Here is a 13,029-nt window from a genome sequence, read left to right as displayed (position 1 = left end):
GCTAATTTAATAATACTAGGTCAGAGAATGCCAGCTAAGCGTTATTCAGTAGGCGTTTTCACGGCATTGCCTCTAGGGGTTAAGAGTTGCTGCGAGGTCACATCCTTAGCATGCCGACAGTTTGCTTGTGGGCGTATCACATCACGTAAGTAGGCGGCCACTTCATAAACTGCCCGCCGCGAATGACTCAAGTTCTGTGCCGGTTCCATCCAATCGCGTTTGACCGGTAAAGGCGCATTGATTGGGGTACTATTGATGCCGTTTAGGGCAAACTGTCTCCTTGCCCGCGCCATATGATAGCTATCGGTAATCAGGTACACATGATGTAGAGGAATACGCTTAGCAGTAAAACGCGCATTTTCACAGGTATTCATACTGGCATTTTCGCTGATGAGCCCATCAATACCGTGTTCTATAAGCCACTGACCAAGCCAAGGCGCCTCAGCACCACTCAGTACAATAGGTAGCGGCAAATCATGATAGGCGGTTGCCGCCGTACGGGCGCGGTTGAGGCTATAACTGTTTAGGATGGTTTGATTATTATTGTCATTGGTCAGACCGCCGCCCAATACCACATAGGCGGTCGGTGGAGAGCTCATGGCGGCAGGTGGCATCTTTGGTAAAGGTAAATGGGCTAAAAGGTAAATCACCGCTTGTGAAAATAGCGGGGTAAATAAACTGATAATAACGAGAATAACAGCCGTTGAACCCAGTAAAAAGGTGGCATTTATAATTCGAAACAGCTTTATCATACGCTCAGCTGAACGTAAGTAAGAGCGCCATAAGCGCTTAGACCATGATCGTTTAGACCACATGCTCATGAAACCCAATAGAGCCGTCAACATTTACCCAAACTGGCTCGCGTGATAATTCAATCGCAAATATCTCAGAGACAATATGGGCAATATGATTTTGAGCCTTTGCCACATCGGCTTGCGTCGCTTGATAAGGGCTGTGATTGGTCAACACCAAGGCTTGCTGCTGATGGGTCATAATCGGCGCTAAACCGCCACCTTTTAAACCAGATTGTTCAATCAACCAGCCAGCCGCTACCTTGACCATGGCATCCGGCATTGGATAGCCAACGATGGTAGGGTGAGCGGATTGTAGCGCTATAAATTGCGCTTGAGGAATAATAGGGTTCTGAAAAAAACTGCCGCAATTAGGGAGCTGTTTAGGGTCGGGCAGTTTTTGTTGGCGAATATCTATAATCGCCTGCATGACATCAGCAGGTACGGGCTGCACGCGCCCTTGCTGCTCTGCATAGCGCTGCGCGACCGTCTGTACATCGCCATAGCTGGCAAGGATTTTATTGGCATTGGTATGTAAGCGAAAACCCACGCGAGTGATAAGCCAAGTATTGGGCGCACGCTTAAAGAGGCTGTCACGGTAGCCAAGCTGGCAGTCTGCTGCTGTTAGATGATGCCAAGTTTGGGTTGGCAGATGATAAGCACGTACGTACTCTAAGCAATCTTCTAATTGCACACCGTAAGCACCGATATTTTGTACAGGCGCCGCTCCCGTCAGACCCGGTATCAATGCCAAGTTTTCAAGTCCATACCAACCTTGAGCCACGGTATACATCACCAAATCATGCCAGTTTTCACCGGCCATCACTTCGATATCGACATGACTGTCTGTTTGCGCCGTCATAGTGATACCGTGCATTTGGGGACGTAAGACAATCGCATCTAGATGCGCTGGCAATAAAACATTGCTACCGCCAGAAAGTACGAATAACGGCTTAGTAAGCTCTGCATCTTTTCCGTAATTTGCCATAAAGGCATCAAGTTGCGCCTCATCGGTGAGAGTCACGACCACATCCGCCACACATGCCAATGCCATGGTATTGCTATGGGACAAATCGACCGACTTAGCCTGGGGTACATTTACCGCAAGATTAGTCGATGTCGTAGGTTGAGCATTCGAATCATGGCGTAAAGCTGAGGTCATAACATAGCCTATCTGGCAAATAAACAAGAAATTATGCGGTGTTTATTATAAAGGATGCACGGCATAAAAGTAGCAGAAATATGGTGCTTTATTGCTAAGCACTATTAATCATTGCTAAGCAGTTTTCCAACTTTCAATCCAAGCTTGGGCACTTGATTCGATACGTTCGATGACTTCTTCAAAGGCGTCGCCATCACCTTGATAAGGGTCTGGTACATCGTCGCCGCCGTAGGTTGGATCTTCTTCACTAAATAGCGCCAGTTTGGCAAGCTTGCCATCTGTGTCGCTGATGCTGTCTTTAATAGCTTGCAGGTCGGCTAAGTTTTGCGCATCCATCGCCAAAATCAAATCAAATTTGCGAAAGTCGTCAGCGCTTACTTGACGCGCGACCAGCTTATTAATGTTATAACCATGAGCTTTAGCATGGCGCTGTGCCCGTACATCAGGCGCATGACCAATATGCCAGTCGCCAGTCCCTGCCGAATCCACTTTCATCGCCAGCCCTGCAATGGCTGCTTGCTGACGAAAAATCTCTTCGGCGGTCGGTGAACGGCAAATATTTCCCAAACAAACCAGTAGCACAGAGGAGGGAGTAGACGCTTTAATTGGCATATAATGACCTTTTATCACAACAAAAAAACATGCTATCAAGACCAGCATGGTTAATGCGGTTTATTAGCATGTTATCGAGTAAATTAATTGGCTATCAGCGTAACGGTTAATACGTTGAATGGCAAGGGTAGAGGTAAAACAATAGGGTCACATTAGGCTATGAATAATAGCAAGCTGCCGACTTTAATAGCTTATATAAATAGTCTGTATGAACCCTCAATATTTATCATCTTTATTATTAAAATAAGTTAAAGCGATAAATATTGAGTGAGCAGTATGGATAACAGCCTTAGTCTTGGTTGTGTTTGAAGCGTTGTAAATCACGCCGCTCTTTTTTATTGGGCTTGTTATCAGGGCGAGCAAGGTTGGCAAGTTTGCGCTGCTCGGCATAAAAAGCGCGGCGCTCCTCGCTTTCCTCAGTTTCAGAATATAACGCTTGGGCAGCAATCGCATTACCACGTTGTGCGCTTAGTGCTTCAACCAACACAGTTTTCTCAGTCATGGCGGTTGCTGAGCCTTGGCGAATACTGAGTTCATCCCCGACGGCAATCTCTTTGCTGGTTTTGACGCGGCTCCCTGCATAGTGGACGCGTCCGCTTTCGATGGCTTCTTTGGCAAGGGTGCGGGTGCGATAGAATCTAGCGGCCCATAACCATTTATCAAGACGCATACGCACGGCATCTGGTTGGCTATGTGCGGGCTGATTATGGTTCTTATTGTGTTTACTCATCAAAACCTCATAGATATCAATAACGTAAGATAATAATGGTGTTGTTTTTACTGATTAAAAGAGCGGTGAGCGATTAAAGTATTTCAAAATAGGTTTTTATGGTGAATAAGGACAACTGAAATTAGCCATTGTTCTGATTGGTAACTTTAGCAGCCATTGTTACAGCACTGTTAGTATTTAACTGCTCTAAACCGTTTATCACACCATTAATGTTTTCTACAGTTTTATTCTGGCTCAATTTAAACTGAGCTTGTATCGAATCGATAGGCAATCTAAAGCCAATAATACCGCGGCACATGACGTTCTCAACTTATGCTTGATATAAAACTATTTACACCACTGCTGCTCACAAGGGATGCCGTCATAGTTACCATCCATTTTTGTATTAGGACAGTGTTGTAGGAAGTAGGTTGCTTCGGCGCATGAGGTCATCTGAGAGCAATGTTGCCTGCCATCACAGGCAAAACTTGGTGCTGTTGGTTTAGGCGTTAATACTAGTTGTGACGTTAATACGGGGTTTACTGCCTGAATTGATGTTGCATCTGAAGCTGTGCCTAAATCGACGTACGTTGGCGGTATGTCATCCAAGTCAGTCGAGGTGAAAGCAGCGGCAGCTGAAGTATCAGCCGCAACATCAGTGGTAGGATTGCTAGTCGTGGTTTTAGGTTGCAGCATCTTATAACCTACTAGTGTTAAAACCAGTAATAATACAAATATCACTATCTTTTGAATCACGGCTTACCACCTAATAATAGTCACTACAAATGAATCAATGCTATAAGTGAATAGTCATTATTGATGCATCAGAGGCGGTTTTCTAATTGCTAAAAAACCGCATTGATAAATGAAAGTTTACTTCTGCTTTGATTATTTTAAAAACAACTGATAACCAATGTTGTCATTGAGCATAGTGCAGTCATAACCAATATCAAGAAGCGCATCTTGTAGTTGGCGAGAGTTGCCTTCAGAAGCTTGCAAGCCGACCAACACACGACCTTCAGCGGCGCCATGGTTGCGATAGTGGAACAAGGTAATATTAAAATCGTCACCCAGTTTTTCTAAGAAAGTCAGCAATGCGCCCGGACGTTCAGGGAACACTACCTTTAATAACTGCTCATTTTCGACATGCGCATGACCACCAATCAGATGACGGATATGGGATTTGGCGATATCATCATCGGTTAAATCGTGTGCTTCATAGCCATCAGCCGCCAATTGATTGCTAATCGTTTGACGCTCTTTGTCGCCCTCTTTTAGGGCGATACCGACAAAGATTGCTGCAGGTTCCATCGAATCTGGTGATTTTTTGCTATCGGCACGGTAGTTAAACTCGGTGATATTACGGCCATGTAAGCTGCGGCAGAAGTTTAAGAAAGCGCCGGTTTGCTCAGGAATGGTCACGCCAAAGATGGCTTCTTTTTTCTCACCAATCTCAGTACGCTCAGCGATATAACGCAAGCGGTCAAAGTTCATATTGGCACCGCAAATGATACTGACGCAGTTTTTACCTTGTAGGTTATGGGCTTCGATATATTTTTTCATGCCTGCAACGGGTAGGGCGCCCGCAGGTTCAACGATGCTGCGATTCTCTTCAAAGATATCTTTCACCGCCGCGCAGACTTCATCGTTGGTACAAGTGACCACTTCAGGCTCGACGACAGGACCTGATTTATCACTTTTTTGCGTACGCACGATATCAAAAGGTAGCTCGCCAATTTGAGCGACTGCAACACCATCGACAAACAGACCGACTTGCTTAAGCGTGACCCGCTCATTTGCTTCAAGAGCAGCTTTAAGTGAAGCTGATTGGTCTGCTTCTACAGCGATGACTTTGACGTGCGGCGCGACTTCACCCAAGAATGCTGCGACACCAGAAATCAAACCGCCACCACCCACAGCAACGAATACATAATCCATGTTGCGCCATTGCTGGGTTAATTCCAGACCAATGGTGCCTTGTCCTGCAATGACCAATTCATCATCATAAGGGGGAATAAAGGTTAAACCTTCTGTTTCAGCGCGATTGATTGCATAACGGTTGGCTTCATCAAAGCTATCGCCATACAAGTCGACATTGCCGCCGAGTGCTCTAACGGCATCTACTTTAATATCAGGGGTGGTGGTTGGCATCACGATGATGTTATTTAGGGCAAGCTTACGCGCTGAATAAGCAACGCCTTGGGCATGGTTGCCCGCTGAGGCACAAATGACGCCGCGCGCTTTTTGCTCATCGCTCAATTGGCTAATACGGTTGTAAGCACCGCGTAATTTAAAGGACTTAACTGGTTGCAGGTCTTCGCGCTTAAATCGAATATCATTAGCAAAACGTTGGGTCAGCTTGGGTGCAGCTTCAAGTGGTGTTTGAATGGCAACGTCATAGACGGTGGCTTGCAAGATGGCTCGTACCCAATGTGACAGCATAATAATTCCTAAACAGAGTGAAGATGAATAAAAGAAGTGCAAATGGCTATAAAGTCAGTGTTTATAAATTAGCCGCTATAAATAACTATAAACCAGTATAGATAAGCACAAAAACGAAATAGATTAGCCTATGCTGATTTTCACTATCTTGCAAGACACAATTGCAAATTTTATAGGGAGTTTTTTTGAAGGTTAAAGGTCAAGCCATCAATACATTAAAGTAAGTATGGGCTCTGAGAAGGGGCAATGAGTATTTAGAATGGGTTTTACGCTAACATCGCTTAAAGCCATCGGTTATAATAAGCGCGCATTTTACCTCTTTTATCATTTTAGCTCTTTTAGAGTGAGACGTTTATTTTTCCAAGGATTTATGATGAGTGATCAGCAAGCACAAAAGCAAGCTGCAGCCAAAGCTGCCCTAAGCTATATTGAAGATGACATGATACTTGGAGTGGGGACGGGCAGTACGGTTAACTGTTTGATTGAGTTGTTGCCGACACTAAGGCTTGCTGGCGCGGTTGCAAGCTCACAGGTCACCGAAGATAAACTTCGTGCCCTTGGTATCGAAATTGTCGATTTAAACTTTGCCGGTCAGCTTGATGTCTATATCGATGGTGCTGATGAGGTAAATGAGCATTTGCAATTGATTAAAGGTGGCGGCGGCGCGCTCACACGTGAAAAAATTGTCGCTGCAGCATCCAATAAATTTATCTGCATGGTTGATGAAAGTAAAAGCGTTGAATGGTTGGGACGCGAATTTCCCGTACCGATAGAGGTGCTGCCACAAGCGCGCTCGTATGTGGCAAGGCAATTAGCCCGTTTGGGCGCTGAGCCAGTATATCGTGAAGATTTCGTTACCGATTATGGCAATGTGATTTTAGATACTTATGACTTAGATGTCAGTAATCCACTAGCGCTTGAGCAGCAATTAAACAATATCGTTGGGGTGGTCTGTAATGGTATCTTTGCTGCCAATCAAGCCGATGTCTTATTAAAAGCGGGCAGTAATGGCGTGACGACTTTAACGCGCTAATGTATTATTGACAGAATTTAATGCTATAACTTATCGCTAAATAAAGCTGTCAACAATAAAAAGGCAGAGCACTATAAATATGCTCTGCCTTTTTTTGTACGTGTTATTTTTATACGTGCTGGTTTATCAATATTTCACGTTATGCTCTTTACCAGCCTGTTTTTAGGCAGGCAGCTTAATTTTGTCTTTTAATAAAAATTCCATCAAAGCTTTTTGCGCATGTAAGCGGTTCTCGGCTTCATGCCACACCACAGAGCGCGGATCATCGAGCATATCATGAGAGATTTCTTCGCCGCGATGGGCTGGCAAGCAATGCATGAACACCACTTCAGGGTCGGCTTTATCGAGTAGTGATGGTGTCACTTGATAAGAAGCAAAGCGGCGCGCACGGGTATTTTGTTCAGACTCTTGCCCCATACTTGCCCAGACATCGGTGACAATTAAGTTTGAATCTTTCGCCGCTTCTTGGACGTTTTCAACGATACTGACGCAATGCGAGAAGCGTTTCATCAGCTCAGGGTCAGGCTCAAAACCATAAGGGGCTGCTACACGTAGCTCAAAGCCAAACTGATTGGCCGCTTGCATGTAGGAGGCACACATATTGTTGCCATCACCGACCCACGTGACGATTTTATTTTCGATACTACCGCGATGCTCATAATAGGTCTGCATATCAGCAAGCAGCTGGCAGGGATGGAATTCGTCAGTGAGCGCGTTGATAATCGGTACACTAGAATATTCCGCAAAGGTCTCAACTTTTTCGTGCCCAAAGGTGCGAATCATGATGATATCGACCATGCTCGAGATGACGCGAGCGGAATCTTCTAGCGGCTCACCACGGCCAAGTTGGGTGTCATTTGGTGATAAAAAGATAGCATTACCGCCAAACTGACCCATGCCAGTCTCGAAGGAGATACGCGTACGGGTGGATGATTTCTCAAATATCATGCCAAGCGTCCGACCAACAAAAGGCTGATATATCTCGCCAGCATGTTGCATCTTACGCAGTTCGCTCGCGCGTTTGATTAGGTTTTCTAGTTCTTGTTTGGTTAAATCAGATAGGGTCAAAAAATGGCGCAAACTCATAGTAATCCTAGCAGTCGATCGCAGTCGATGAAAAATGATACGTTGTCATTTTTTAATAGCATCGCGTCAGTGCGTATACTGGTGTGACAACAAACTTTTAGTATAGCGCAATTAGGCTTAATGTAAATGTCCAATTTGCCGTGATTCAGCAGTGCTGCAGTGTTGCATTGCTTCATTCTTCTCTCAAACCATCATTACATTAAACTCTATTAATTATGATTTTGCTATGGTCCGATTTGGACGAGCGCTTAGGCGGCATAGCAACTCATAGCTAATGGTCTCAGCATGGGCGGCGACTTCATCGACGTGCGGCGCATCACCCCAAAGTATCACTTTACTATCTAAAGCCACGCTTTCTGGAACAGTGCTGACATCAATGACGATCATATCCATCGCCACTCGTCCGACTACCGCGCATGGATAGCTTTGACGATTTATAGCATCAATAACAGAAACATAAGCGTTGTCACTTACCACCCGTGGATAGCCATCACCATAACCGATACTAACCAAAGCCGTTTTGGTATCTTGCATCGCAGTCCAGCGGCTGCCATAACCAATACCATCACCGGCGTTGACCGTTTGTAGGGCGATAATCTGCGCGCTAAATTCCATCGCTGGCTGTAAGTCCAAATCACGCGCACTTTTATCAATAACAGGCGTACTCCCGTAGAGCATGATGCCCGGACGTACCCAATCGTGATGATGCTCGGGGAAATTGACGATACCCGCTGAGTTGCACAATGAGCCTTTTACATCGCTACTCACCGTTTCTTTTAGGGTCTGCAGCATGTCGTTAAAGCGCTGGATTTGAATGGCGTTTAGAGGATGAGCGCGGTCATCGGCATTGGCAAAGTGAGTGGTCAAAACCAACTGATAACCGGCTTCATGCAGACGTTTGGCTGCTGGAATAAGGGTTTGGTCATTAAACCCTAAGCGGTTCATGCCAGTATTGTATTTAAGCCAAACCACACGGGTGGCGCTGGTAGCCGGTGGGGTGTTTTCTAATGCCCATATTAATTGCGGCTCATGATGAATCACGCAGCTAATATCATGCTCTATCGCCAGCTGCCATTCATCGGCGGTAAATGCGCCTTCGATTAGACCAATGGTTTTATCCCAACCCAATTGACGAGCTTCCAAGGCTTCTATCAAGGTGGCGACGCCGATACCATCTGCCTGTGGTTTAGCTTGTTTTAATGCTGGCAGGATAGCGGCTACGCCATGACCATAGGCATTGGCTTTAACCATAGCAAGGACTTTAGCCGTCGGTGCCAGTTTTTTAACTTGAGCCAAATTATGGGTAATGGCAGCTGGTTTGATTGTGATGGTGCGCATAATTGCCTTCTTTATTAGCAAAGTTATTTTTATTAGTAAAACGGTTTCATTAAACAAATGGTGTTATTAGTAATGTGGTAAAGCAATAAAGCCAGTACGTCATCAATTTGGCTGATGACGCACTGGCTAGTTTTATGAGTAATTGCTTTAAGGTTAAAGCTTATTATATGTACCGTTTAGTCAGACGCTTACTCGTCATTTTCAAAGCTGACGTTTTGATAATATTCTGGCGTCAGGTTGATAAAGCGGGTAAATTGCCCTTCAAAACCCAAGCGTATGGTGCCGATAGGGCCATTACGCTGTTTACCAATGATGATTTCAGCCACGCCTTTGTGGTCTGAGTTTTCATTATAAACCTCATCGCGATAAATAAACATAATCAAATCGGCATCCTGCTCAATCGCACCCGATTCACGCAAATCCGACATGATAGGGCGCTTATTAGGACGGTTCTCTAAACTACGGTTAAGCTGCGATAAGGCAATAACCGGACATTCAAGCTCACGAGCCAAGGCTTTTAAGCTACGAGAAATCTCGGAGATTTCTCCAACACGGTTGCCATCAAGATTAGGCACTTTCATCAGCTGTAGATAATCGACAATGATAGCGCCAAGTTTGCCATCATGATTTTTAGCGATACGGCGGCAGCGCGAACGTAGCTCAGAGGGCGGAAGGGCAGTACTGTCATCAATGTATAAATGCTTAGACTGCAAATGCTGAATGGCGTTCATCATTTTTGCCCATTCATCTTCGTTCATTTGCCCAGAACGCAAGTGCGTCTGATTAATCGCGCCCCATGAAGATAGCAAACGCATGACGATAGACTCGGCTGGCATCTCCATCGAAAACACCACGACTGGCAAATCCTCATTAAATAAAATCCCTTCTGCTAAGTTCATCGCAAAGGTTGTTTTACCCATAGAAGGACGTGCGGCGACGATAATTAAATCGCCTGCCTGCAAGCCTTGAGTCTTATTGTTTAGCTCGACGAATGGGGTTTGCAAACCTATCATGCCGTCAGGATTGGATTTTAATTCTTGGATTTTATCAATAACATTGGTCAATACCGAGGTAATGCCAACAGGGCCACGCTGTTCTGCGCGTTTGTTATGTTGCTCATTAATACTAAATATTTTTGCCTCAACATTGTCCAAGATATCGCTTACCGTTTGGTCTTTGGGATTATAGGCAAGGGTCAGCATGTCATTGCCAGTAGTAATCAGCTGGCGTAAGGTCGATAGCTCGCGCACGCGCTGCGCATAAGCGGTGAGGTTAAACAAGGTGGCAGGACTTTGACTCAAAATATCGGCTAAGTAGCTGTCACCACCGGCACCTTTGAGTAGTTTTTGTGCTTCTAACCAGTCATGTACCATGACCGTATCATAAGGCTCGTTGACCGCCGCCAAATGCGCAATCGCATCAAAAATATACTGATGTCGCCCTGCATAAAAGTCGTCTTTGGTGACGATATCTGCAATCTTATCGTATGCCTCTTCGATACTCATCAAAGACGCTAGCAAGGCCTTTTCAATATCGATATTGTGCGGCGGTGTCTGATTGAGTAAGTCGTCGGTTTTTTCGTTGTCTGCCATGGGTGCCCAGTGTCTTAAAAGTCAGTTTCAAAAGTCGGTATAAAATTAATTATATAAGAGTATAAATAGCTATTTGCTATCAGTATTTATTTTAGGAGTGATACCGTCAAGCAAGCGCGACATAGCTCTACGAGAGAAGTACCAAAACGTGGTCTCAGCGCTTGCTGGTAAATGTTACAATGAAAGGCGAAAGTTTAACACATAATGTACTTTTTTCAGACTCTATAAATAACAATCTAACCTAAATTAGGGTTGTAATACGTAAAAAAATCATTTATGCGATATTAATATAAATATTTATCCTGACAATTATAATTATAATTAAATCAAATACTTATTTTAAATATAAAGGTATTGTTCTTATGCAAGATACACAAAAAAAACTACCATTATTAATCACAACCGGTGAGCCTGCTGGTATTGGGATGGATGTTGTGCTGCTATTAGCAGCTGAAGGTAAATTGCAAGATTTTAAACGCCCAATCTGGGTTACTGCCGATAGCACTGCGATGCAAAAGCGCGCTGATATGCTGGTAACAGCAGGCGTGCTCGAGAGCTGTCCATTTTGGCAAATTGTCGATTTAGACATCGCAGCCGATGACTTTTTAGAGCAGATGTCACAGCAAACTAATAATGACAATCATGCTTTTATCCTGCTGAATATCCCTTGTGCTGAACCAGTTGTCTGCGGAAAAATTAATACTCGCAATTCGGCCATGGTTGCCAAGCAATTGGACATCGCCCATCAGTTAGCAATCAACAAAACAGTTGCTGCTATCGTCACAGGGCCATTGCAAAAATCTGCACTGATAGATGCTGATATTAAACTGCTCGATGGCACCATGTTTAGTGGTCATACTGAGTTTTTTATGCAGCAAAGTGGCTGTGAAAAAGTGGTGATGATGCTCGCCAATCAAACCATGAAAGTGGCGCTTGTTACCACACATTTAGCATTAAAAGACATACCTGCTGCTATCACCGCTGATAATGTACGCCAAACCGTACAAATTGTCATTGACGATATGCGCGAGAAGTTTGGCTTAACGCAGCCGCGTATTTTGGTCTGCGGTCTTAATCCGCATGCAGGCGAGGGCGGGCATTTGGGTGTCGAGGAAATTCAGATTATTAACCCCGTGCTACAAGAATTTATCGATGCGGACGTCGATATATCAGAGGCGATGCCAGCGGATACCTTATTTACCCCAAGACATTTAGCGAATTGTGACGCTGTGATTGCCATGTATCATGACCAAGGTTTGCCGGTGCTCAAATCGCATGGCTTTGGCGATACGGTCAATCTTACTTTGGGGTTGCCGTATATTCGTACCTCAGTTGACCATGGGACGGCGCTTGATTTAGCAGGGCGCGACGGCGCAAGTGCGACCAGCTTATACCAAGCACTATTGATGGCCAATGAGATGGCGGATAAATCGCTTATTAATAGACCTCTTATATAAAACTGCTACACTCGAAGTGTGTCACGCAGTATTGGGTAACTTTGTTGTGAATGATGGCTATTTATGAATTATCAAACACGGTCTAATATAAGTGGTTCCACTATAGCAGTCTGTTATGAGTGGTCTATTAATAGGTTTCGAGGGTGAAATAGCTGGTTCCCTTGGGGTATACGCTATATAAATAGGAGAATAAATTGTTAAAGTTCAAAAGTATTAGCAATGATAATAAAATAGTTTCCATCGAATTTGATGACTATATTCCCTTTGATATAAATATCGGCAAGCCAAACTTTCAAAAATCATATTTTAGATACGGTGATGGAAAAAGGTCATTGCTCGAAATTGGAGTTAATGCGGAAGAGGGTGTAATGAGCAGTTGTACCTTGACAGTGATTAAAAGAGAAAATATTAAGAGACTTAATAGTTCTTTTAAAATTCCTGACTATTCACTAACTAAAGGTATTGTAATTTTTGATATTACAAAATCAAATAAGTGCTTAGATAGCTCTTTTATAGATACTCTTGATTCAGATCTTTATCTCGATTTAGGAAATAACTATATATCTGTAAGGTTTTCAATTAGTTATTGCAAAGTGGAGTCGTATATTATAAATGATAGATTAGTAGTAGGTTTTAATAATAGTAAAGAGTTATGTATCATAGCTATGACTCAATTATCTTTATCTGAAATAGAGAAAATTAAAGCCAGCACTGGATTAATATGACATTTAGGACAAAGCTATGATTTACACCAATCTACTGATGAAAGAGTTTTTAGATATTAATGAAAGTGAAATACGAGAAGGC

Annotated in this window: 11 protein-coding genes and 1 pseudogene; 3 read left to right on the top strand and 9 right to left on the bottom strand. The window is 43.9% G+C overall.

The window, feature by feature from the left end:
• Window positions 1-41 precede the first annotated feature (41 nt).
• From PG901_RS11520 to ilvA, 6 genes and pseudogenes are all read right to left on the bottom strand, one after another.
• Window positions 42-821, bottom strand: coding sequence for a YdcF family protein (locus tag PG901_RS11520; protein WP_442966902.1), 780 nt, complete (start codon window positions 819-821; stop codon window positions 42-44).
• Window positions 805-1,953, bottom strand: coding sequence for a UDP-N-acetylmuramate dehydrogenase (gene murB / locus PG901_RS11515; protein WP_271134481.1), 1,149 nt, complete (start codon window positions 1,951-1,953; stop codon window positions 805-807). The genes PG901_RS11520 and murB overlap by 17 nt, the downstream gene beginning before the upstream one ends.
• Before the next feature lie 114 nt (window positions 1,954-2,067).
• On the bottom strand, window positions 2,068-2,565 hold the full coding sequence (locus PG901_RS11510; RefSeq protein WP_201619322.1) for a low molecular weight protein-tyrosine-phosphatase: 498 nt from the start codon (window positions 2,563-2,565) through the stop codon (window positions 2,068-2,070).
• A 289-nt stretch (window positions 2,566-2,854) separates the two neighbouring features.
• Window positions 2,855-3,295, bottom strand: coding sequence for an RNA-binding S4 domain-containing protein (locus PG901_RS11505; RefSeq protein ID WP_201564959.1), 441 nt, complete (start codon window positions 3,293-3,295; stop codon window positions 2,855-2,857).
• Between the two features lie 327 nt (window positions 3,296-3,622).
• Window positions 3,623-3,760 (bottom strand): annotated as a pseudogene (locus tag PG901_RS11500) (excalibur calcium-binding domain-containing protein); the annotation flags it as partial.
• Window positions 3,761-4,162: 402 nt separating this feature from the next.
• Window positions 4,163-5,716, bottom strand: coding sequence for a threonine ammonia-lyase, biosynthetic (gene ilvA / locus PG901_RS11495; protein WP_271134480.1), 1,554 nt, complete (start codon window positions 5,714-5,716; stop codon window positions 4,163-4,165).
• A gap of 373 nt (window positions 5,717-6,089) precedes the next feature.
• Here ilvA and rpiA point away from each other — a divergent pair, with 373 nt between their 5' ends.
• Window positions 6,090-6,749: a ribose-5-phosphate isomerase RpiA gene (gene rpiA / locus PG901_RS11490; RefSeq protein WP_201619320.1), complete on the top strand. Its 660-nt coding sequence runs from the start codon at window positions 6,090-6,092 to the stop codon at window positions 6,747-6,749.
• Between the two features lie 162 nt (window positions 6,750-6,911).
• On the opposite strand, the gene argF is transcribed toward rpiA, so the two are convergent.
• From argF to dnaB, 3 genes are all read right to left on the bottom strand, one after another.
• A complete protein-coding gene (gene argF, locus PG901_RS11485) occupies window positions 6,912-7,835 on the bottom strand; it encodes an ornithine carbamoyltransferase (protein WP_183618390.1) in 924 nt (307 codons plus the stop codon).
• Window positions 7,836-8,048: 213 nt separating this feature from the next.
• Window positions 8,049-9,173 carry an alanine racemase gene (gene alr / locus PG901_RS11480; RefSeq protein ID WP_271134479.1) on the bottom strand — a complete coding sequence of 375 codons (1,125 nt, stop codon included), beginning with the start codon at window positions 9,171-9,173 and terminating at the stop codon, window positions 8,049-8,051.
• A gap of 188 nt (window positions 9,174-9,361) precedes the next feature.
• Window positions 9,362-10,765, bottom strand: a complete 1,404-nt coding sequence (gene dnaB / locus PG901_RS11475; protein WP_201625142.1) for a replicative DNA helicase — start codon at window positions 10,763-10,765, stop codon at window positions 9,362-9,364.
• 362 nt (window positions 10,766-11,127) lie between these two features.
• On the opposite strand from dnaB, the gene pdxA reads away from it, so the two are divergent.
• Window positions 11,128-12,222, top strand: coding sequence for a 4-hydroxythreonine-4-phosphate dehydrogenase PdxA (pdxA, locus tag PG901_RS11470; protein ID WP_271134478.1), 1,095 nt, complete (start codon window positions 11,128-11,130; stop codon window positions 12,220-12,222).
• 194 nt (window positions 12,223-12,416) lie between these two features.
• Window positions 12,417-12,947, top strand: a complete 531-nt coding sequence (locus PG901_RS11465) for a hypothetical protein (RefSeq protein WP_201629082.1) — start codon at window positions 12,417-12,419, stop codon at window positions 12,945-12,947.
• The last annotated feature ends 82 nt before the right edge of the window (window positions 12,948-13,029 follow it).

It is taken from the genome of Psychrobacter sp. ANT_H3, assembly GCF_027919975.1.
Lineage (GTDB): Bacteria > Pseudomonadota > Gammaproteobacteria > Pseudomonadales > Moraxellaceae > Psychrobacter > Psychrobacter maritimus.
This window is presented reverse-complemented; position numbering and strand designations above follow the sequence as displayed.

What these genes read in the sequence shown, in the direction of transcription:
- PG901_RS11520 (WP_442966902.1), bottom strand. Translation starts at nt 821, where the DNA reads ATGAGCATGTGGTCTAAACGATCATGGTCTAAGCGCTTATGGCGCTCT.
- rpiA (WP_201619320.1), top strand. Translation starts at nt 6,090, where the DNA reads ATGAGTGATCAGCAAGCACAAAAGCAAGCTGCAGCCAAAGCTGCCCTA.
- ilvA (WP_271134480.1), bottom strand. Translation starts at nt 5,716, where the DNA reads ATGCTGTCACATTGGGTACGAGCCATCTTGCAAGCCACCGTCTATGAC.
- murB (WP_271134481.1), bottom strand. Translation starts at nt 1,953, where the DNA reads ATGACCTCAGCTTTACGCCATGATTCGAATGCTCAACCTACGACATCG.
- PG901_RS11510 (WP_201619322.1), bottom strand. Translation starts at nt 2,565, where the DNA reads ATGCCAATTAAAGCGTCTACTCCCTCCTCTGTGCTACTGGTTTGTTTG.
- pdxA (WP_271134478.1), top strand. Translation starts at nt 11,128, where the DNA reads ATGCAAGATACACAAAAAAAACTACCATTATTAATCACAACCGGTGAG.
- dnaB (WP_201625142.1), bottom strand. Translation starts at nt 10,765, where the DNA reads ATGGCAGACAACGAAAAAACCGACGACTTACTCAATCAGACACCGCCG.
- argF (WP_183618390.1), bottom strand. Translation starts at nt 7,835, where the DNA reads ATGAGTTTGCGCCATTTTTTGACCCTATCTGATTTAACCAAACAAGAA.
- PG901_RS11505 (WP_201564959.1), bottom strand. Translation starts at nt 3,295, where the DNA reads ATGAGTAAACACAATAAGAACCATAATCAGCCCGCACATAGCCAACCA.
- alr (WP_271134479.1), bottom strand. Translation starts at nt 9,173, where the DNA reads ATGCGCACCATCACAATCAAACCAGCTGCCATTACCCATAATTTGGCT.